The sequence below is a fragment of the Flavobacterium sp. B167r genome (assembly GCF_056824315.1).
Genome location: NZ_CP124859.1, coordinates 2,372,079 through 2,392,548, shown reverse-complemented (window position 1 = coordinate 2,392,548; position 20,470 = coordinate 2,372,079). Strand labels below are relative to the sequence as shown.

At 33.6% G+C, this 20,470-nt stretch carries 13 protein-coding genes and 1 tRNA gene; 8 read left to right on the top strand and 6 right to left on the bottom strand.

Annotated features, from left to right (window positions below; all coding sequences use genetic code 11):
- Positions 1–181 precede the first annotated feature (181 nt).
- Both QLQ96_RS10570 and QLQ96_RS10565 read left to right on the top strand, forming a co-directional pair.
- Positions 182–3,976 carry a hypothetical protein gene (locus QLQ96_RS10570; RefSeq protein WP_482496625.1) on the top strand — a complete coding sequence of 1,265 codons (3,795 nt, stop codon included), beginning with the start codon at positions 182–184 and terminating at the stop codon, positions 3,974–3,976.
- Positions 3,977–4,450: 474 nt separating this feature from the next.
- A tRNA-Ser gene (locus QLQ96_RS10565) sits at positions 4,451–4,538 on the top strand.
- Positions 4,539–4,710: 172 nt separating this feature from the next.
- On the opposite strand, the gene QLQ96_RS10560 is transcribed toward QLQ96_RS10565, so the two are convergent.
- The 4 genes from QLQ96_RS10560 to QLQ96_RS10545 all read right to left on the bottom strand — a co-directional run bounded on the left by QLQ96_RS10560 (position 4,711) and on the right by QLQ96_RS10545 (position 6,270).
- Positions 4,711–4,992 carry a helix-turn-helix domain-containing protein gene (locus QLQ96_RS10560; RefSeq protein WP_482496624.1) on the bottom strand — a complete coding sequence of 94 codons (282 nt, stop codon included), beginning with the start codon at positions 4,990–4,992 and terminating at the stop codon, positions 4,711–4,713.
- A 43-nt stretch (positions 4,993–5,035) separates the two neighbouring features.
- Positions 5,036–5,464 (bottom strand): hypothetical protein, encoded by a 429-nt coding sequence (locus tag QLQ96_RS10555; RefSeq protein WP_482496623.1) that lies wholly within the window; start codon positions 5,462–5,464, stop codon positions 5,036–5,038.
- A 9-nt stretch (positions 5,465–5,473) separates the two neighbouring features.
- A complete protein-coding gene (locus tag QLQ96_RS10550; protein WP_482496622.1) occupies positions 5,474–5,761 on the bottom strand; it encodes a hypothetical protein in 288 nt (95 codons plus the stop codon).
- A 287-nt stretch (positions 5,762–6,048) separates the two neighbouring features.
- Positions 6,049–6,270, bottom strand: a complete 222-nt coding sequence (locus QLQ96_RS10545) for a helix-turn-helix domain-containing protein (protein WP_099720025.1) — start codon at positions 6,268–6,270, stop codon at positions 6,049–6,051.
- A 538-nt stretch (positions 6,271–6,808) separates the two neighbouring features.
- Here QLQ96_RS10545 and QLQ96_RS10540 point away from each other — a divergent pair.
- The 3 genes from QLQ96_RS10540 to QLQ96_RS10530 all read left to right on the top strand — a co-directional run bounded on the left by QLQ96_RS10540 (position 6,809) and on the right by QLQ96_RS10530 (position 13,926).
- Positions 6,809–9,838 (top strand): SusC/RagA family TonB-linked outer membrane protein, encoded by a 3,030-nt coding sequence (locus QLQ96_RS10540; RefSeq protein WP_482496621.1) that lies wholly within the window; start codon positions 6,809–6,811, stop codon positions 9,836–9,838.
- A gap of 12 nt (positions 9,839–9,850) precedes the next feature.
- Positions 9,851–11,281 (top strand): RagB/SusD family nutrient uptake outer membrane protein, encoded by a 1,431-nt coding sequence (locus QLQ96_RS10535; protein ID WP_393047575.1) that lies wholly within the window; start codon positions 9,851–9,853, stop codon positions 11,279–11,281.
- Between the two features lie 131 nt (positions 11,282–11,412).
- The gene (locus tag QLQ96_RS10530) at positions 11,413–13,926 is read left to right on the top strand and encodes a S9 family peptidase (RefSeq protein ID WP_482496620.1); all 2,514 of its coding nucleotides are present in this window, start codon (positions 11,413–11,415) and stop codon (positions 13,924–13,926) included.
- Between the two features lie 74 nt (positions 13,927–14,000).
- Here the strand turns inward: QLQ96_RS10530 and QLQ96_RS10525 are convergent, their stop codons facing one another.
- Together QLQ96_RS10525 and QLQ96_RS10520 are read right to left on the bottom strand one after the other, a co-directional pair.
- Positions 14,001–14,270 (bottom strand): DUF6520 family protein, encoded by a 270-nt coding sequence (locus QLQ96_RS10525; RefSeq protein ID WP_393047569.1) that lies wholly within the window; start codon positions 14,268–14,270, stop codon positions 14,001–14,003.
- Between the two features lie 87 nt (positions 14,271–14,357).
- Positions 14,358–15,878, bottom strand: a complete 1,521-nt coding sequence (locus QLQ96_RS10520) for a MauE/DoxX family redox-associated membrane protein (protein ID WP_482496619.1) — start codon at positions 15,876–15,878, stop codon at positions 14,358–14,360.
- A 1,001-nt stretch (positions 15,879–16,879) separates the two neighbouring features.
- Between QLQ96_RS10520 and QLQ96_RS10515 the strand changes: the two genes are divergently transcribed.
- From QLQ96_RS10515 to QLQ96_RS10505, 3 genes are all read left to right on the top strand, one after another.
- Complete coding sequence (locus tag QLQ96_RS10515; protein ID WP_482496618.1) at positions 16,880–17,275, top strand: plasmid mobilization protein; 396 nt, start codon at positions 16,880–16,882, stop codon at positions 17,273–17,275.
- Positions 17,260–18,504: a relaxase/mobilization nuclease domain-containing protein gene (locus tag QLQ96_RS10510; protein WP_482496617.1), complete on the top strand. Its 1,245-nt coding sequence runs from the start codon at positions 17,260–17,262 to the stop codon at positions 18,502–18,504. Before QLQ96_RS10515 ends, QLQ96_RS10510 begins: the two co-directional genes overlap by 16 nt.
- Positions 18,505–19,097: 593 nt before the next feature.
- Entirely contained in the window at positions 19,098–20,465 is a 1,368-nt protein-coding gene (locus QLQ96_RS10505) for a reverse transcriptase family protein (protein ID WP_482496616.1), read from the top strand.
- The last annotated feature ends 5 nt before the right edge of the window (positions 20,466–20,470 follow it).

The following is a 20,470-nucleotide window of genomic DNA, read 5'->3' as shown; positions in this document are numbered from 1 at the left end:
TGTATTAAAAAATGTCAGGCTGTACTCATACCCGTTCCAGATGCATAGCTTATGACTTCGTTTGTATTGTGCTAGTACAGAATTAACTTGCAAATGTTTTAATAGTTTGCATCAAACACTGAGATAATTTTTTAAATTTGGTTACTAGAAATTAACTACACCAAAAAGAGTCGAAAAGTTTATGATATATATTGACAGAGCTCACATTGAAAACTGGGCTAAAACCTATTCCTCTAATGAGTATTTCCCTCATTTAATTTCCAAGCTAATACATTCAACTGCACATCCAACATCCAGCATTGATATTGCACTTGGCAGTGCCATCTCACTTGGGGGCTGGGATGGAGTCGTCAAATCAGAGAAAGCTTCCAGATTTATTCCAGAAGGAATATCCCTTTGGGAATTTGGCACGAACTCCGCAGTCAAGGGAAAAGCAGATGAAGACTATGAAAAGAGGGTAAAGGATCCTCTTGGCTATACTCCATCGGAATGCACTTATATTTTTGTTACCCCAAGATTATGGACCAACAAAACCACTTGGGAACAGGATAGAAAAAAAGAAGGAATATGGAAAGATGTTATTGTATATGACTCTACCAACATTTCCCAGTGGCTCGAAAATTCAGTTGCCGTCGCATCATGGTTTGCTGTGCATTTGGCAGTAGTACCGCCAAACGGCATATTAGATCCAGAGCAGTTTTGGGATGAATGGTCGAAGAGCGAGATGTGTACCCTGCTTCCTGAAACGGTCACTGCGGGAAGAGAAAATGAAATGGAACAGCTTTTTCATTTTTTAAACGACGCGCCTGGGATTAAGGCTTTTAAAGCGGGTACAAAAAATGAAGCCGTGGCATTTATTGTGGCTGCAGCTAAGCAATTTTCTGAGCTTTATAGAGATCGTTTCTTCTCAAAAACACTTTTGGTGGAACTTGAACACAGCTATCGTTCAATTTCTATAAACAGCCAGCGAAGTGCATTAAATTTAATTCCAAAATTTGAAGAAAAATCTATATTATATAATGCAGTATCGAAAGGGCATCACGTAATTGTCCCGTTAGGCGGAGATGATCCATTTCCGCAGGACGTTATTACACTTCCCTCTATTTCAAAGGACGGGCTTTTAAAAGCACTTAATGAAATGGGCTACAACCGCGAAGAGGCGCAAAAATATTGCAAAGAGGCTGCAAATGACATTACCATACTTAGAAGGCTTTTGAAGTTTTGGGACAATAAAGCGGAATGGTATAAGAGCGAAAATCTTCGCGAAATTGTACCGGCTCTTTTTCTGGGAAGGTGGAATAAATATAATGAGGGAGACCGCGAAATGCTGGAAAAACTATCTGGAAAATCTTACGATGACTATATGGAAATTGCTGCTAAGTGGAGGGATTTTGAGGATTCTCCATTACTGCAGATCGGCGATACTTGGAGATTGGCGTCTCCGTTAGACCTCTGGGGAAGCTTGGCAAATTCACTACAAGAAAGCGATTTTACCATGCTAGAAGAATGTGTTCATACTGTATTTACAGAATCTGCAGAAATGGATGAAATACGTGACAACACGGTTTCATTGAGATCGTCATTCAGCAAACCTTCAAAATATTCGGGCTGGGCCAAAGAAGGTCTGGTCCAGTCCTTGATTTTAGTTAGCCATTACGGGCAAGGACTTAGAATACCGCGTTTAAGTCAGCCAGCCATATGGGTAGATAATTTAGTTGAAAAACTTCTACATAATGCAGACGGCCGTTTATGGACAAGTTTGGACCAGAAACTGCCTTTGATTGCAGAAGCATCTCCTAAAAGTTTTTTGAAGGCTGTTTCTGCTTCATTATCTACGAAAGAGCCTACGATAATGGAAATGTTCAAAAGCCAGTCAGGCTTTCTGGGTGAAAGCACTAATCATACAGGACTCCTTTGGGCGCTGGAAGGCCTTGCGTGGCTACCTGAATATCTCTATGATTCAACGCTTATTTTATTAAGACTATCAAGATTGGATCCAGGTGGTAATACTGTAAACAGGCCTGAAAATAGCCTTACTGAAATTTATAAACCATGGCATTTTCAAACGCTAACAGAACTGCCGGAGCGCATGGAAATACTTAAAAAAGCTGTATCAATTGAGAAAGAAGAAGGCTGGAAACTCCTGATCAGGCTTCTGCCTCAGGCTCATTCTATTGCATCTCCTACTCATAAGATGAGATGGAGGCTCTTTGAAAAAAATACCAACGTAGTCCATACCAAAAAAGAATTATACGAAACCTATACCTTTATACTTGAGCTGCTACTTGAGCTTTACGATAATACCGACATCAAGATGGCAGAGCTCATTGAAAACTCACCAGGAATGGCTACAGCGGAGGACAGTGAAAAATTACTTTCTTTTATCGAGAAATCCTACATCAGTTTACCGCCAGACAGCATCCTAGCACGAAATGAAACCCGTAAGCTACTCAATCATCACAGATCATATCCGGATGCGGACTGGGCGCTTCCAGATAATATATTAGAGAGATATCAGAAGCTTTATGACGCTTTGGATCCGGATAATATTGTTCTAAAGCATATATGGTTATTTGAATCTGCATATGTTCCATTCCCTGATGGCAAATATCCCGACGATGATGAGCATAACTATCAAAAGAGCGTTAAACGGCTGGATGATACTAGGACAGCAGCATTAAGGAGTATTATCGGTGAAATTGGCCTTTCAGAGACTATTGCTCTGGCAGATACCTATGACAGTGCAGATGCAATTGGAGAAACACTGGCAAGGATTTCTCTGAACGAACAGGAAACACTTGAAGTTCTGGACAGTCTAAAAAAGGAAAAACCCAATTTGGTTTTAGGACATCGTTATGTACAGATTAAAAGCGTAAAAGATGGTCTGGATTGGGTATATGAAACATATAATACAATTCTTAAAAAAGGATTTTCTCAGGAAGAGGCCGCGCAGCTATTTATTCCCCTAGACCATTCAGAAAGTCTCTGGAATTTCATTGACAATACCGATATTGCATTACAGAATACATACTGGCAGAATACTAATCCACAATTTTTTAGAAACACTGAGGAGGAAAAAATTAGGGGAATCAATTATTTAATAGAGCATAAACGCTTTGTTTCAGCCGTTCACAGTGCCTACAGGTTTAAAAAAGATATCCCAACTACTCTTTTAATTGTAATGCTGGAGAAAACTGCTACGGAGGAATCATCTGAAAAATATGCTTTGAGGACACATGAGGTTTCGAGTCTATTCAAAGAGCTATCAGAAAGACCAGACCTTCCTAAAGACACATTAATCCCTCTGGAATGGAAGTACCTCAATATTTTAGAATCGCACAGTTCTGCCTATAAGGCAAAACATCTGAATGAAGAGCTAGCTAAAAACCCGGAATTTTTCATTGAAATACTAAAATGGGTATATATGCCCAAAGATGAGAAGCGCAAGGAAGAGGAAAGGAAAAAATTGTCTTCTGACGCTTTAAAAACTTACGCTGAACAGGGATTTAAATTATTATATAATTTTAAAACTATACCCGGCCAACAGGAAGACGGAAAAATTGATGAAGAGCATTTAAATGACTGGGTAAATCGAGTGAGATCATTAGCTGAGAAAGAAGACCGCCTTGAGATAGCTGATATGCAGATCGGCAAGGTTCTTGCCCACTATTCTGAAGAAAATAAGGATTATTGGCCCCCTGACGAGATCAGCTCCATTGTTGAAAGAATTAATACTGAAAGTCTTAAGAATAATTTTGCCATTACCGTAACCAATAAAAGAGGATTTACATCAAGAGGACCATTTGACGGTGGGAATATTGAAAGAGAGAATGCTGCACATTTCCAAAAGCTTGCTGATATACATAAATTCAAACATCCCAACCTGTGTGAAATTTTTATCAGAATTGCATCTGAATATCTCCATGAAGCAAAAATACAGGACGAGCAGGCTAAACGAGACCGCTTAGATTATTAAAATTTAAAATAAAAGTTTAATCCAGTGCATAATTTTTTCACTGGATTAAATTTATAAAAAACTAAAAACTCATAGAGCTTCTTAGCAATAATTTAGAATAAAAAATCATAAAAAAAATTCACTTAAACACTTAGTCTCGAATATTTAAAAAACACTTTAAGTTATCTTTTCTTTTTAAGGTTCTAGCCCTATTTTATGAATTGACAAGAGCTACATTCAGATCTGATACTCATGTTTAATATTTTCTCATTTTAAATTGTTTTTTCACTAAACACATCGTAAATCTGCAAAATTGCTTGTTGTTCAAGTGAGAACAAAAATTGGTTTATTTCCTTCCTACTGCAATTCATTTATCCTTTCTTCCACTTTTGATGTGGATAACATCTTTCTTTATAAATAGTGTCCAAAAAATTTCTACAATCGAAAAAAGATTTTATCTTTGCACCCGCAATGAGAAAATGATTGCATCTTACTGGAGGAATGGCAGAGCGGTCGAATGCGGCAGTCTTGAAAACTGTTGACTGTAACAGGTCCGGGGGTTCGAATCCCTCTTCCTCCGCCAAATAAAGTCCGAAAAGTGACTTTTAAAAATTAAAAGCCTTTAAACATCAGTGTTTAAAGGCTTTTTCATTTGGAATGGTATCGAACCCTGCTTGAAAAACAGCCCTCATTCCAGTTACCCTCTTTATTTTAGACTGTTTTTTAAAAATCTGGGGAACAAACTAAATGCTGAATTATGATTCATTGCTTCTCAGTATCTTATCGATCTTGCCGCTGTCATACAAAAAAATATCTCCAAGCTTAGTGTAGGGCAGAATTCCGGTCTGCCTGTATTTTATAATAGTATTATTGGACAGCCCGAATATCTTTTTTAAATCTTCATTACGGTAATATTCAGGTCTCAAGACTTTTCCCTGGCTGATTTTTGAATCAATCCTTTCCACTTTTGCCACTATAGGCCCTATCAACTCCTTCATTTCCATCATATAGGACAACCACTTTTCCTTCTTCATCATCATTGAGTCTTTTACATATTATTAATCTTCTCTCTAATCCATTCTACCAGCTCTCTAGCCTTTTCTTACGTTCCTGCATTACTGAAATAAATTCATCTAAAAATCTAATCTGTTTCACCTTATAGGTGTAGCCTTTACACTCGGAAAACTGCCTGCTTATTGTACTTATTATTTTCTGGCTGCCCTCATTATCATTATAAGTGAAATTTTCACTCATAAATTTCTGAAAACTGCTTCGGTTTTTTTTCGTATCATTTGAGTCAAAATATAAAATTCCCTCATCCATTAAAATATAGAAAAGATTTGCAAGCTCAATTTTAGTATAAGAGCTTCTACATTTATTAGAACAAGAGAAAGCTTCGCTCTGAACATTACTAAATCTATTAGTTTGTACTAGGCTTTCTATATTTTTTAATCTCGTATCGAGTTTAAAAAAATTATCTATAATATCATATGTTTTAACTTTTTTCATTTTACTCGCCTATTTGAAATGAAAATATATCGTACTACGCTTTTGCTTATTTTTAGTTGGAACATAAGTTAAGTAACCGTATGCATGCAATTCTCCTATACATTTATAATAAGTCTTGGGTGAAGCAATTTTAGCTATTTTCTGAATTTCAAAACTGTATGCTTGTATAGGGTTTATTGAACCACAATTTTTTCGAAATTGAATAAGTGCTACAAATATTGCAATATGAGTAGTATTGATTCGAAAATCTTTTTCAATAGCTAGAAAAAAATCTGATAAAGGTTTTGACTCATCCATCCTATTTCTCTTTGAATTCAACAAAAATCAAAGTAACAATTAAACAAATTTATCCACAAGTACAACTTTTGTTGTACCCCAGTTGTACCCCTTTATTTAATTAAAAGACTGAAATAAAACTATGCATCAAATGCGCCATAAAAAGCATTTAGATATTTTTTTAAAATATTTTTTTTCGATAAAATATTACTAATCAAATCGGAGGAAAGGACCAAAAGGAGGGGGGTGATTTGTAATTGAAAAAACTGTAATCAAAGAATTAGATGATAATCTTTTGTAATGATTAATTAAATATCTAGTAATTTAAAAAAATCACACAACTTCATTTCTTTCGCTTCACAAATTCTAATTATAGTATTTAAACTTATGGTGTAATCTTTATTATATTTTATTTCTCGAACAGTTTTTTCGTCAATATTGTGTTCCCTAGCAAATGAGCTTTGAGATTTGGCTTTTGAAGCCCACTCCACTGCTATGTAATCAACGATTATACGATTCTTATCCTTCATAATTAACAAAGTAACTTTTTAAAGCTTAAAATAATTCGGATTAAAATCCGAATTATAGATTATTTTGTTATATTTGTCACTGAATTAATATATTTGCGATTCTTCATTTAAAACATATGAAGCATTCGCTTGGAGTCTCGTTTCCGAAAACTGCTAATTTTTAATCACGCGAGATGACTAAGTGTAAATGCTCACGCCTCTAATAATTGGCGTGGGCTCACTTATTCGTGTGAAAAGGTTCTTAGCAGTACCTCGGAAGCGGATATGTTGAGTTCCGCGCCTCTTTTATTTTTTTAGAGATTCGTACTACTTAACCTAAATTCTTAGCACCGCTTTTATTTTTATTGTCTCGCTTTTAGATTTATTGTCTAACAAATCAACCTACATGCTTATGAATTAAAAAAAGGCAGAATTAAATATAGTATAGAAGCACTTCTTATTTCTAATACTATAAAAAAAGCCCTCTAACCCGCGATCAAACAAGTTTAGAGAGCCGAATTAATAAAAACTTTCGTTTCAAATTAACTAACCCAAAATTATGAAAACTTATTCATTGAAAAAAGGGTTGGCAGCACTTTGGTATCCGTTTATTTTCGGATTCTACCTCTTTTGCACACCAGCCTTAGCAAGGAATACCTTGCATTCTCCGCTTTCCCAACAACAAACACAGATCTCTGGTATTGTTACCGATGGTGCTCTTCCTCTTTCAGGCGTTAGTATTTCTGTGAAAAACCAGAAAAACATTACTGTTACTGACTTTGATGGCAAATTTGTCATAACAGTGTCCGCAAATGATATTCTTATTTTTACATATATCGGCTACAAAACAATAGAAATCCCTGTAGCTAAACGCTTGATGGTCAATGTGCAGATGCAAGAAGATACCACAACACTTCAGGAAGTAAAAATCAATGCTGGTTATTATTCTGTAAAACAAAGTGAACGTACTGGCAGTATAGCAAAAATAACAGCAAAGGATATAGATAAACAGCCTGTTACCAATATACTTTCTGCAATGCAAGGTCGTATGGCAGGAGTTACAATTACACAAACAACCGGAACACCGGGAGGTGGATTTGATGTACAGATAAGAGGGACTAATAGTTTACGTACTGATGGAAACCAGCCTCTTTACATAATTGATGGAGTACCTTATGCGTCGAATTCTATATCAAATAATAATATTTCGTCAATTATAATTCCAAGTTCTAATGTCAGTCCACTAAGCACAATTAATCCTTCTGATATTGAAAGCATTGAAGTTTTAAAAGATGCAGATGCCACTGCAATTTACGGATCCCGTGGTGCTAATGGAGTTATTTTAATCAACACAAAAAAAGGCAAAGAAGGAAAAACTAGATTCACAATCAATACAAACACAGCCGTAGGAAATGTAACTCGCTACATGAATTTAATGCATACGGATCAATACTTGGAAATGCGAAAAGAAGCATTTGCAAATGATGGAATTGTAAAATATCCAGCAGCAGCCTATGATATAAATGGCACTTGGGATCAAAGTCGCTATACTGACTGGCAGAAAGAACTTATTGGAGGAACGGCTCAAATAAATGATGGTCAGATATCAATAAATAGCGGATCTGCTCAGACGCAATTTCTTCTTAGTGGGAATTATCATAATGAAACAACCGTTTTTCCTGGTGATTATAAATATAAAAGAGGTGGAGCAAACTTTAATCTAAATCATCAATCAGCAGATAATAAGTTTAAGATAAATTTGTCTGCCTCATATTCTTCACAAAATAACAATTTACCCGCAACCGACTTTACAAGAGAGGCAAGATCATTGTCTCCAAATGCCCCCGCCCTCTACGATAATTTTGGAAATCTCAATTGGGAAAACGGAACGTTTAATAATCCCCTACGTAATCTCGAAGCAGTATACAAAGCCAATACAGCTAATCTTATTGCAAATACAATTTTATCATACCAGATAATCCCAGAGCTAGAAATAAAAACAAACATTGGATTTAGTAATCTGCATTATGATGAAACCAGGACTTCACCATCCACAATATATAATCCTTCACTGGGCTTGGGAAGCGAATCTTCATCATTATTTGTCAATAACAGCACAAGAGAATCGTGGATTATTGAACCTCAATTGAACTGGAGTAAAAAAATTAGTAATGGCAAAATAGAACTTTTGGCTGGCGCTACTTTTCAACAGCAAAAAACTTCGCAGCTTGTACAAGAAGCAGATGGTTTTGCAAGTAACAGCTTAATTTATGATCTTGCTTCAGCCACATACCTATATGTGTTTACAAATCAGCAGACACAATATAAATATCAAGCTTTTTTTGGCAGAGTAAATTTTAATTGGAAAGATCGTTACATTGTAAATTTCACAGGACGAAGAGACGGCTCAAGTCGATTTGGTCCGGGTAATCAATTTGCCAATTTTGGTGCCGTTGGAGCAGCCTGGTTATTTTCAAGAGAACCATTGCTAGAAAATAAAATTATAAGCTTTGGGAAATTGAGAGCCAGTTATGGAACTACTGGTAATGACCAAATCGGAGATTATAATTTCTTAGATACCTACAGCTCTGCAGGCAACAATTATCAAGGAACAGTTGGTCTGCAGCCCAATCGTTTATATAATGCGAACTTTGGATGGGAAACCAACAAAAAAATGGAAATAGCTTTAGATCTAGGCTTTATTCAAGATCGTATTTTTTTAACGACTGCCTTTTACCGCAATCGTTCATCCAACCAATTAGTTGGAGTTCCACTGCCCGGAACTACAGGATTCAATTCAATATTAGCAAACCTAAATGCAACGGTTGAAAATACAGGACTAGAACTGACTATTCGAACAGTAAATATTGAAAAACAAAATTTCAAATGGACAACAAATCTGAATTTAACCGTTCCAAAAAATAATTTAATAGCGTTCCCTCAATTGGAAAACTCTACTTATGTTAATCAGTATGTAATTGGAAAATCCATCAACATTCAAAAGGTTTACAATTATATAGGCCTCAATACCCAAACGGGAATTTATCAATTTGAAGATATCAACAAAGACGGAAAAATTTCATCCCCTGATGATAGGCAAACGGTTAAAGATTTCAGTCCAAAATATTATGGAGGCTTGCAAAATCAGTTCAACTTAAAAAGATGGCAACTTGATTTTCTATTTCAATACGTTAAACAGGAAAATTGGAATTCAATAAGCATGTTAGGCCTGCCTGGGGGTATGTCTAATAAAACTGAAGAAGTATTAAACCGCTGGCAGAATCCTGGAGATACTGGTCCATATCAAATGTATAGTTCAGGAACAAATTCACTGGTAACAGCTACAAATAACCTGTACACTAACAGTAATGCCGCTATAACCGATGCGTCATATCTTAGGCTTAAAAACATCTCATTATCCTACAATTTACCTGAAAACAGTCTAAAAAATTTAAAATGCCGTATTTCTCTTCAAGGCCAGAATATACTAACCTTCACCTCATATAAAGGAGCTGATCCTGAGTTTATAGTATCTGGCTTTTTACCTCCTCTTAAAATATATGCATTGGGATTACAGCTTATTTTCTAACACGAAACGACTATGAAAAATTATATACAACAAAGACAGCTAATTTTCTTTAATGGTAATAATATAAAATTATCAATTTATTTCATCTGGGTATCAATATTTTGCTCTTTACTCTATTCCTGTGACAGTTTTGTAGATGTGGATCTTCCGACTTCTCAATTAACGGGAAATACAGTATTTGAAAATAAAAATACCGCCAATGCTGCTTTGGTAAATGTTTACGCCCAGATAAGAGACAACGGATTAATAACAGGAAAACCGACAGGAATTTCTAATCTTTTAGGAAACTACTCGGATGAATTAACGTTTTATGGAACAGACAGCAATGCTGCTAAAGATTTCTATAATAATACTATCATAGCATCAAATACTACTATCGCAGGATGGTGGAATAATACATACAAACAAATATATGCTGCAAATGCTGTAGTTGAAGGAGTATCTAATAATACAAAACTTATTGAATCAGACAAAAATCAATTATTAGGCGAGGCTCTTTTTATCAGAGCACTGCTTCATTTTTATCTTGCTAATATTTATGGGAATATACCATACATTACAATCACTTCTTACCAAACAAATGCTGTCGTTTCTAAGAAACCTGTCTCTGAGATATATTCTGAGGTTATAAATGATTTACAAAAAGCAATATCATTATTACCGTCTAATTATATTACTTCGGGTCGTGTTCGTCCAAATAAATCAGCAGCACAAGCGTTGTTAGCAAGAGTATATTTGTACGATAATCGATGGGAATTGGCCGAACAAACCGCTTCTCTGCTAATTAATAACACGAATCTATACCCTTGGGAAAGCAATATTGATAAAGTATTTATAAAAGAAAGCACCTCAACCATTTGGCAGCTGATGCCCTCAACAGCTGGTAAAAATACAGATGAAGGAAATCTTTTTGTATTTACCAGTGGACCGCCGCCACTTGTTGCTTTAAATAATGAACTATTTAAAGCCTTTAGTTCTGATGATTTAAGAAAAACCCATTGGATAAAATCAGTCACCAACGGAACCTTAACTTGGTATCACGCTAATAAATACAAACAAAAAAGTCCAACGGGAACCTCAGTTGAATATTCAATTATAATGCGTTTAGAAGAACAGTATCTCATGCGTGCGGAAGCAAGAGTACATCTCAATAAATTGGAAGAAGCCAAAGAAGACTTAAATAAGATTAGAAATCGTGCAGGTCTTCAAAACACAACGACAACGACAACTGAAAATCTTCTGCAGGCTATTCTCAACGAAAGAAAGCTTGAGTTATTTACTGAGCTCGGACATCGATTTTTCGATCTTAAAAGAACAGCAAACCTGGATAATTTTCTCTCTGGAACAAAACCTGGATGGAATACTACTGACAGACTCTTTCCAATCCCTGATTCTGAGTTGAGGGTAAATCCAAATCTGCTTCCTCAAAATGACGGATATTAAAAACATTTACACATCCAATGAAAATCAATAACAAAAGACTAGTACAGGTTGAGTCATTTTTATCCCGTATTACATTTTTATTTTTTGTTTTAGTAACCTGCCCCTTATTGGGGCAGGTAAAACAAAAAAAGATGCTTCAGGAATCCGACTATCATCTGTGGCACACACTGCAATCTGAAAATATTTCTGAAAATGGAAACTGGATAAGTTACAAACTTGTTTATCCAAATGGTAAAGACACTCTTTTTGTTAGAAATACAAAACTGGACATACAGTATGTTTTTCCAAATTCGTTTAATGGAAGTTTCAATATGGAAGAAAGCTTCGCTTGCATTACTCCAATAGCAGGACTACAAATACTTAATTTAAAAACTGGCAAATCGCATACTTATGCTGGAATAACCCAATACAAATACACAAAAAATAAAAAATATATTATTACATACAGCAAAGCAGGAGATCCTTCTCTGGAAATAAAAAAATCCTCAGGATTAACAATAATGAAAATTGATAATGTTCGCGAATATAAAATAGCTCCACAAGAAAATGCTGTTATGTTTACTGATGGCCGTTGCATCGGATTTATAACTTTAACTGACAAACTGGAAAAGACTATAATTGTTGAAAAATCCGAAAATCCATTTTTTAATTTAACGTGGCAAAGCAATGGAAATGCTGTTGCCTTTTTACAAAAAAAAGATGATCTCGGTGAAAACAATTTATTTTTCTTTAGCCTTAAAAATAATAAGCTTTTTGAATTCGATTCTGAAAAGTTTTTAAACCCTAAAGATGATTTCACAATTAATCCTACCGTGACGACTAAATTGACCATATCTGATGATGGACAGCATGTTTTCTTTGGAATAAAAAAACGGGACTATAATTATTCCGTAATTGATTCAACACAAGTACAAATATGGAATGCCTCTGATAAGTTATTATATTCGCAGCGAGAAGAAATTGGGCAATGGGATAAAGTAGCCAAACTAGGTGTTTGGTTCCCTTATGAAAATAAATTTAAACAAATAACGAGCAATCAACTTCCTAAAGTAATCCTGGCTGGGAACCAAAAGTTTGCCATCACATTTAATCCGTGGCAATATGAAACCCAATACAAACAGCAGGGAGATATCGACCTCAGCTTAATAAATCTTACATCAGGGGATTCAAGTCTAATATTAACCAAACATTCTGGAAATAAAAATCACACTATTATATCCCCAGAAGGTAATTTCATAACATATTTTAAAGGTCAGAATTGGTGGGTATATGATATATCGAAAAAGATTCACATTAACTGTTCAGCAAATATTAGCCAGCCTCTATTTGATCAAAACTATAACTCAGCAGGTGAAATTCCGGCATATGGGATTTTAGGCTGGACAAAAAATGACTCTTCATTATTAATTTATGATCAATTTGATATTTGGGAAGTTTCTCCTGAAGGAAATTCAGCAAAAAGATTAACACACGGAAGAGAAAAAAACATACAATTCAGGATAGCAAAACAGCAGTATGAAAACTTTAGAACGGAAAACTACAATGGTTTCTATGCTTTAGAAATTGATCTCGATCATGCATTAATTCTTCAGGCAAAAAACAATGAAAAAAGCGGTTATTATATTTGGAATAAAACCGACGCAGAAAAGCCTCTGGTTTTTAATGAAATGAAAAATAGCTATCTGATGAAATCTTCAAAAGGAGAAAGATATGTTTTTCAGCAGCAGAACTATCAAAATGCTCCATCAATCTGGTTTAAAAAAAATAAAAAAAGCAAAGCCGAGTTAATTGTTCAAAGCAACAGACAGCAGAAAGATTATTATTGGGGTAAAACTGAAAAAATTCATTATTCTAACAAAAATGGAACATCTTTAAATGGAGCGCTTTTTTATCCTGCTAATTATAATCCCTCTAACAAATACCCTTTAATCGTCAGCATCTATGAACTAAAATCTCATGAATTGTATCAATATGTTAATCCCACTCTGTATTCTGACACGGGATTTAATGTAACGAATTATACCGCTCAAGACTATTTTGTTTTATGTCCTGATATTATATACGAAATTGGGAATCCCGGCATTTCTGCACTAGATTGTGTTGTTTCAGCAACTCAGTCTGTAATCGACAAAGGTTTTATTCAAAAAGATAAGATAGGTTTGATAGGCCACTCTTTTGGAGGTTATGAAACTAATTTTATAATTACCCAAACCAATTTATTTGCAGCTGCGGTATCTGGTGCAGGTGTAGCAGATTTAACAAGCTGGTATTTAACAATGGGATGGAATACTGGTACTCCAGAGATATGGCGTTTTGAAAATCAGCAATGGCGTATGGGTAAATCACTTTTTGAAGATAAGCAGGCATACAACCGCAACTCTCCATTGGAATTCGTACAAAACATTCAAACTCCATTACTCTCGTGGACAGGCAAGCAGGATCGGCAAGTGCATTGGTATCAAAGCATAGAATTTTACTTAGCATTGCGAAGACTGCAAAAAGAGCATATTTTATTAGTGTATCCTCAGGAAAAGCATGTTGTAATGAATCCAAAAGATCAGGAAGATCTCAGCAATCATATTAAACAATGGTTTGATTATTATCTTCAAAATAAAAGCCTTCCATCTTGGGTTAGCTATAAATAAAAACAATGCAGTTCTTAATAAAAATAGAACTGCATTGTAAATGAACCTAACATTCTAGTCAGGCCCTTTAAAGATTAGTTTAATTTGTATAAAACTTTGTTACAAGTAGTACCACTGGCATTTAAACCAAAAACTTGTTGATTTGTGTTCTCAATGGTACAAATTTCACTCCCTTGATTGTTACAATCAATCGATTCAGAACATGGATTCGGATTATTGATGTATCCTTGTTCAGGCGCACTTACATTAGTTGCTTTGCCATTTGGACTTGAGGCAAAAGCACCTGCAATTGCAAAGGCAAACGCTGCCACAGGCAAAAGCTTTTTCACATTTAATGTTTCCATGATAATAAAAATTAAATTAAAAAAATATCTACTTTTTTTACAGGTGTTCGACTACATTCCTGATACTGAGCGCTAAGTATATGATAATCATAATTCACTTTTGTAATGTTGTAAGAGTGAATTACTAAGTTGATAACAAACTATATAATTACCAATAAGGGCATAGAGGTAATTCTCATGAACAATCATATTTTTTATTTTTTGGTCTCCGATATTATAAACATAAAAGCTTGAGACATAAGAAGCATCATTCAAATCATAAACATCAACAGTACTTGCCTGGCTCCATAAATCTTTCGATTCATATAATCCATGAACTGGCGAATAAATAAAAAGAAGGTTTTTATATACTGTACTGGCTTTGTTAACAATAAGCGGTGGTGCAGACATTTTCTTTTGATTCCTGCTTGAAATGTTGGAAATTTTAATTTTTGCCTGGCTTGTAGTATCTATAGTTTTTCCTATATACTTTAAGTCAAGAGAATCATTAGCTACAACGAACTCATTTCGATATAAATAAACATAAACAATACATTTTATCTTTGGACTGTAATGCAGCATTCCGTCTGTATCAAAAATTCCATCAATTTGTTTTTGTAACAGTTTTGGATTTAGCTTTACTTTTTGAGTCTTTCCGAGAAAGATGGATCCAATTATATTTTCATTATTCTTTACAGCCTGCCCTCTAAAGGCAACATTAAGAGAATCGACCGGTGTAATTAGTGAAAAAAACGCTTTTTGATTCATAAATAACGATGCTTTCCAATCTGAGATTTTTCCTCTAAACAAACAAGGGACATTTCCATCCGCAACAAAAAAGTAAGGTGCTGAAACATTAATTTTGACAGCTTTAAATTCAAAATTGCTACTATCCAATTCTATTTTAAATGATGTTTTCTTTTGCAAAACACTATCGAATGACAAGAGATGTAACGGCGCAGTATTATTTCCTAAATATAAATTTCCATTTGCTGTTCCAGCAAAATAATACGAATTATAAAGCAGATCAACTTCACTCCTTTTTACGGCCTGATGATGAGGAAAACGGCGTACAAAATTATTCCGATGATGTATGATATTTTCAGATGAAATAAATAAAACAGTCACTAGACCAACACTAAAAAAGATCGAAAGTGCAAAAGAACTGGCAAGAACAGCGGGTTTTGAAATAAAAGATGTCTTGGACACCCTACCGGCCGATATCAGGATACCCGCTGCTGCCAGCATTATGAAAACCAAATTAAAAAAGAAATGTTCCTTCCATCCCATTTTTTCTAGGATGCCTCCACATGAACAAGGAATAAAAGAACTATAATTTAATATAATATAGATGTATGATGTAAACATAACCATCAAGCTAAAAGATGCAAAAAGACTGATTAATCTCCATCTTTTTAAAACAATAAATAATGCTATTAGTAATTCGAATATTGGTACAATCCACGCAATTGATCCTGCAAAAGCACTTAATAAAGGCGACTGTCCCAATTGCACACGAAAATTTTCAAAATCAAGCAATTTACTTACTGCTGCGTATACAAATAGAATCACATACAATAAACTAATTGCATCGAGAATCTTACTTTTAATAGCTGCATTAAGTTTCATTATTTCTCATTTTTAGTTAATGATTTAATCCTTCCTGTTTATGGAGACTTTAATTTTATTTTCAATTGTTCACAATACATAACCAATAAATTAAAATTGATATACAGACAATAACCTGTATCAAAATTACAACGGCCTTATTAACAAAGACACATCAAAAACAAACCAAAAAACATCAAAAACATACCAGTTTCATTTTAAACATTATTTATATAATATTAAATGCTGTAGACTATTACGAAAGTGATTCAAATTTGGTAAGTTTATGTAGTTAAGATTTCTGTTGATACAAATTTACCGCTGTTGATTTGAACGCTTGCTATCAAAATCAAGCCAAAAACATTCAAAAACGTGCTTTTTTTATAAATAAAGTAGCGTTTTTCTTGTTTTGTTTTTATTTCACATATAAACACTGATTTTAAAGAGCTTTTTTCGAGTTTTAAAAATTTGCTATTTTAATCAATGCTACAACAAAATTACAATACACTTTTTAGCTGCTTGTTATCAAAAACAGGCCAAGATTTTTCTAAAACACGCTTTTTTAGTTAAAGTTTTTGAAATGATAACCAGTCCTTAAATAAAATGAAACTCTAATCATTGTTTAAATCAGAAAAAAAGCAAAGCAAAATATTGGACACAGTCAGAGAAGTGCGCATAATGACCTTTTCTCGTTCCTCCAAAAAGTCACCCTTCGGGACTTATAGCACTTCAACTGTCTGCTTATCCAATTTGAAGACTGCTTTCTTTTTTCTCTTTTTCTTTTTTTAAGTATTATTCATCGTAATAGTCTAAAGTCATCACAGGTAAATTTTACTTGTCAAAATTTCGAAGATTCTCATTAAATTAGTTTCTAACTTTTAAAATCTCCAAAGACTGCCACGTTCCTGCAGTCGGCAAGATGAACGGTTGTTAAACAACCGCATATCTTGCCACCCTTTACCTCGGAACTCGGTGGTGGAGACACTAGAAAGAAAAGAGTTTGAAAATAATGAAAATGAAAGATGATGAAAAGAGAAAATTCAAACAGAACACGAATCGTAGGACTGCGATTAACTCCTTTGGAGTATGCCGAACTGGAAAAAAGATTTAGAGCAAGTACCTGTCGAAAATTAAGTGACCATATAAGAAGGCACTTATTTAACAAACCTATTGTAACAACTTACCGCAATGCTTCTTTTGATGATTATATAGAAGAAACAATGACTCTCAACAGTGAGCTTAATTCAATAGGAAATAACATCAACCAGATTGCTAAAAGGATGAATTCATTTAAGACTATATCCGAATTTAAAACACAGGTATTCTGGTTTGAAGTAGATAAAAAGAAGCTATTAGAAAAAATAGAGGAAATTAAAACCCACTCTCAAAAATTCTCAGAGCAATGGTTGCAATTATAAAAACCAGTAATTCAGTACAGCGAATTTTAAACTACAATGAGATAAAAGTAAAAGAAGGAAAGGCTGAATGCATAAGTGCTATTAACTTTCCTCTGGAACTCGACAGGCTTAATTTTACTTTAAAACTTCATCGTTTTACAAAACAGGCTTCGCTTAACGAAAACGTTAAGCGAAACGCTGTACATATCTCATTGAATTTTGATCCTTCGGAAAACCATTCCAAAGAGAAGCTTAATGAGATTGCAAAGGTTTACATGGAGAAAATTGGTTTTGGCAAACAACCTTATCTGGTTTATCAGCATTATGATGCAGGACATCCTCATTTGCATGTGATTACAAATAATATTCAGAGAGACGGCAAAAGGATTGATCTTCATTTGTTAGGGATTAGAAAATCAGAACCTGCAAGGAAACAAATTGAAGAAACTTTTGGGCTTGTAAAAGCGGATGGAAGAAAAACGAAAGAGCAATTTTCTTTACAGCCAATTGCAAACCGTAAAGTAGAATATGGAAAAGCAGAGTCCAAAAAGGCTATCAATGGAGTTTTAAACAAAGTTTTATTGGAATATAAATATTCAAGCCTTCCAGAGTTGAATGTAGTTTTAAACCAGTACAATGTTCATGCTGACAGAGGAACTGAAGATTCTAGAGTTTTTAAAAATAACGGACTTCTTTATAAAATACTTGACAAAGATTGTAAACCAGTTGGAGTACCAATTAAGGCAAGTGACTTTTACAGCAAACCTACTTTGAAATTTCTAGAAGAAAGATTTAAAATTAATACTACAAAAAAAATGTCTCATGAAAGACATGTGAGATCTAATATTAGAGAGACATTCATCAATGAAACATTTAACTCTCCTGAGCAATTAGCAGAAAAATTAAAAAAGCAAGGAATTTATACGGTTTTGAGAAAGAGCAAGGACGGACAACTTTACGGAATTACCTTTGTAGATCATAAAACTAAATCTGTCTTTAATGGTAGCACTCTGGGAAAACAGTACAGTGCAAAAGGAATTTTGGACCGTTGTGAAGCAAGCAATCCTAATAATGAAAAGCACTACTATAAAAATTCTGCTTTAATTTTTCCCGAAAACATGCAAAATTTAGAAACAAGTGATTTAAAAATTAATCTGATCGACACTTTATTAATTATAGAAAATACAACAGATTATGTGCCAAAACCAATTAAAGCAAAGAAGAAAAGAAAAATTAGTAAACGAATTTGAAAATTAAAACTTGCCTTTATACACCTCATTATTTTTTCTTTTTTTCTTGGTGATCAACACGCTTTTGTCATTATTACTTAGTTGATGGGTATAAAATTATATATTAATACGAAAAGAGATTTTTTTTCTAATTGTCATCATTAGATTTTATATATATTTACCTCATAAATTATGGCTAATAGATGTAACTAATCCATAAACTCCAGTACTTCCTTAATTATAAGTTTGTAAAATAAAATGAAGTTCTTTGAAAACCGTAGCAAAAATATTGAAATGCCAATCGTAAGATTGGCTTGCCAGCTGGAAATATTTAATTAATATCTCAAATCGGCTGGTGGTTCTAGAGCAATCTAGAACTGAATGTTATTAGAGTAATTTTTGGAACACATATCTTTTTCAATCTTTACTTTTTAAAAATCTTTTTATAATTATTAAGTTTTAATATTATTTAATTTGAGTTTTAATTTAATTTTAGCTTTAATATTATTTCAATTTGAGTTTTAATTCAATTTAAGTTTTAATTCAATTTAAGTTTTCAGAATACATAAAGAAAGAATATGCTACGGTTATCATAAGAACTAAATTTATGTAAAATGAAAATTACCCCTGCTCAAACAAAAAACATTCAAGAACTATTCAAAAACATGAATAGTAAAATAGATTTTCTTGCTTTACTAAACGAAGCAAAGAAGATTGAATATGGTGAAAAGTCTATTCCTTTTGAAGAAAAGCAATTAAATTACCATATAAACAATTATGCAAATGATTTCAAAAGTATAAAATCACAAAAGAAAATATTATCTATTTTAAATGAAGACAATATAGATCTTAATAATCTAGGTAAACCATCCTATATTACATTTAATATAAAAAAGAAGTCTGGTGAAGATCGAATTATTCATTCACCAACTAAAGGTTTAAAAGAACTTCAAAAAGCTTTAAATGTAATACTACAATGTATTTATCACCCCCATATTAATGCTAATGGGTTTGTTATAGGCAAATCCATTGTAGATAATTCAAAAGTGCATGTAGGCCAAATTTACGTTTATAACTTGGACTTAAAAGATTTTTTCTCAAGTGTGGACAAATCACGTATTTGGGGAAGACTCTTAATTCCTCCCTTTAATCTAGGCACAACTCCAGAGCGTAAAAAAATAGCCAATATGATATCCGGATTATCTTGTACTTTAAAAGAAGTCGAGAGGCATGTGGATGATATTTGGATAAAAACAATCAGCTCTGTTCTTCCTCAAGGAGCCCCCACTTCTCCTATTTTAACAAATGCCATTTGCGAAAAACTAGACAAACAATTAACGGGCGTTTCCAAACGTTTTGGCATCAATTACACTCGATATGCAGATGATATTACTTTTAGCGGTAAACACAATACTTATGAAATCAAACCAAATGTTTTCGAAAAAATATTTGTTGCTGATAGTACATTTGACAAAGAAGTACGACGAATTATCGAAGATCAAAATTTTAATGTAAATGAAAGTAAAGTACGTTTTCAAAAAGAAGGGTTTCGCCAAGAAGTAACAGGTCTAATTGTAAATAATAAAGTAAATGTTCCTCGTCGATATATTAAACAATTGCGACAATGGATATATTACTGGGAGACTTATGGATATGATAAGGCATACATAATATTTCTTCAAAATTATTTATTAGAAAAGGGGTCTTTATTAAAAGGAAAGCCAAATATGATAATGGTTATTAGTGGCAAATTACTTTATTTAAAAATGGTTAAAGGAGTAAATGACACCACTTATATTAAGCTAAGAGACAGATTTGAAAAGCTAGTTGATTCAAAAGCTTCGATATTAGAAATACTTAACATTTGGGAGAACGAAGGTATTGAAAAAGCAATGGATGTCTTTTATTCACAAAAACCGAATAACCTAATGAACAAAACCACTATTAAGAAAGAAATAGAAGAAATCAGTAGTTTCAAATAATTTAC

Bases quoted from the DNA above. Each gene is read 5' to 3' on its own strand.
- QLQ96_RS10520 (WP_482496619.1), bottom strand. From the start codon at position 15,878: ATGAAACTTAATGCAGCTATTAAAAGTAAGATTCTCGATGCAATTAGT.
- QLQ96_RS10570 (WP_482496625.1), top strand. From the start codon at position 182: ATGATATATATTGACAGAGCTCACATTGAAAACTGGGCTAAAACCTAT.
- QLQ96_RS10510 (WP_482496617.1), top strand. From the start codon at position 17,260: ATGGTTGCAATTATAAAAACCAGTAATTCAGTACAGCGAATTTTAAAC.
- QLQ96_RS10540 (WP_482496621.1), top strand. From the start codon at position 6,809: ATGAAAACTTATTCATTGAAAAAAGGGTTGGCAGCACTTTGGTATCCG.
- QLQ96_RS10525 (WP_393047569.1), bottom strand. From the start codon at position 14,270: ATGGAAACATTAAATGTGAAAAAGCTTTTGCCTGTGGCAGCGTTTGCC.
- QLQ96_RS10555 (WP_482496623.1), bottom strand. From the start codon at position 5,464: ATGAAAAAAGTTAAAACATATGATATTATAGATAATTTTTTTAAACTC.
- QLQ96_RS10505 (WP_482496616.1), top strand. From the start codon at position 19,098: ATGAAAATTACCCCTGCTCAAACAAAAAACATTCAAGAACTATTCAAA.
- QLQ96_RS10545 (WP_099720025.1), bottom strand. From the start codon at position 6,270: ATGAAGGATAAGAATCGTATAATCGTTGATTACATAGCAGTGGAGTGG.
- QLQ96_RS10515 (WP_482496618.1), top strand. From the start codon at position 16,880: ATGATGAAAAGAGAAAATTCAAACAGAACACGAATCGTAGGACTGCGA.
- QLQ96_RS10550 (WP_482496622.1), bottom strand. From the start codon at position 5,761: ATGGATGAGTCAAAACCTTTATCAGATTTTTTTCTAGCTATTGAAAAA.
- QLQ96_RS10530 (WP_482496620.1), top strand. From the start codon at position 11,413: ATGCTTCAGGAATCCGACTATCATCTGTGGCACACACTGCAATCTGAA.
- QLQ96_RS10560 (WP_482496624.1), bottom strand. From the start codon at position 4,992: ATGATGAAGAAGGAAAAGTGGTTGTCCTATATGATGGAAATGAAGGAG.
- QLQ96_RS10535 (WP_393047575.1), top strand. From the start codon at position 9,851: ATGAAAAATTATATACAACAAAGACAGCTAATTTTCTTTAATGGTAAT.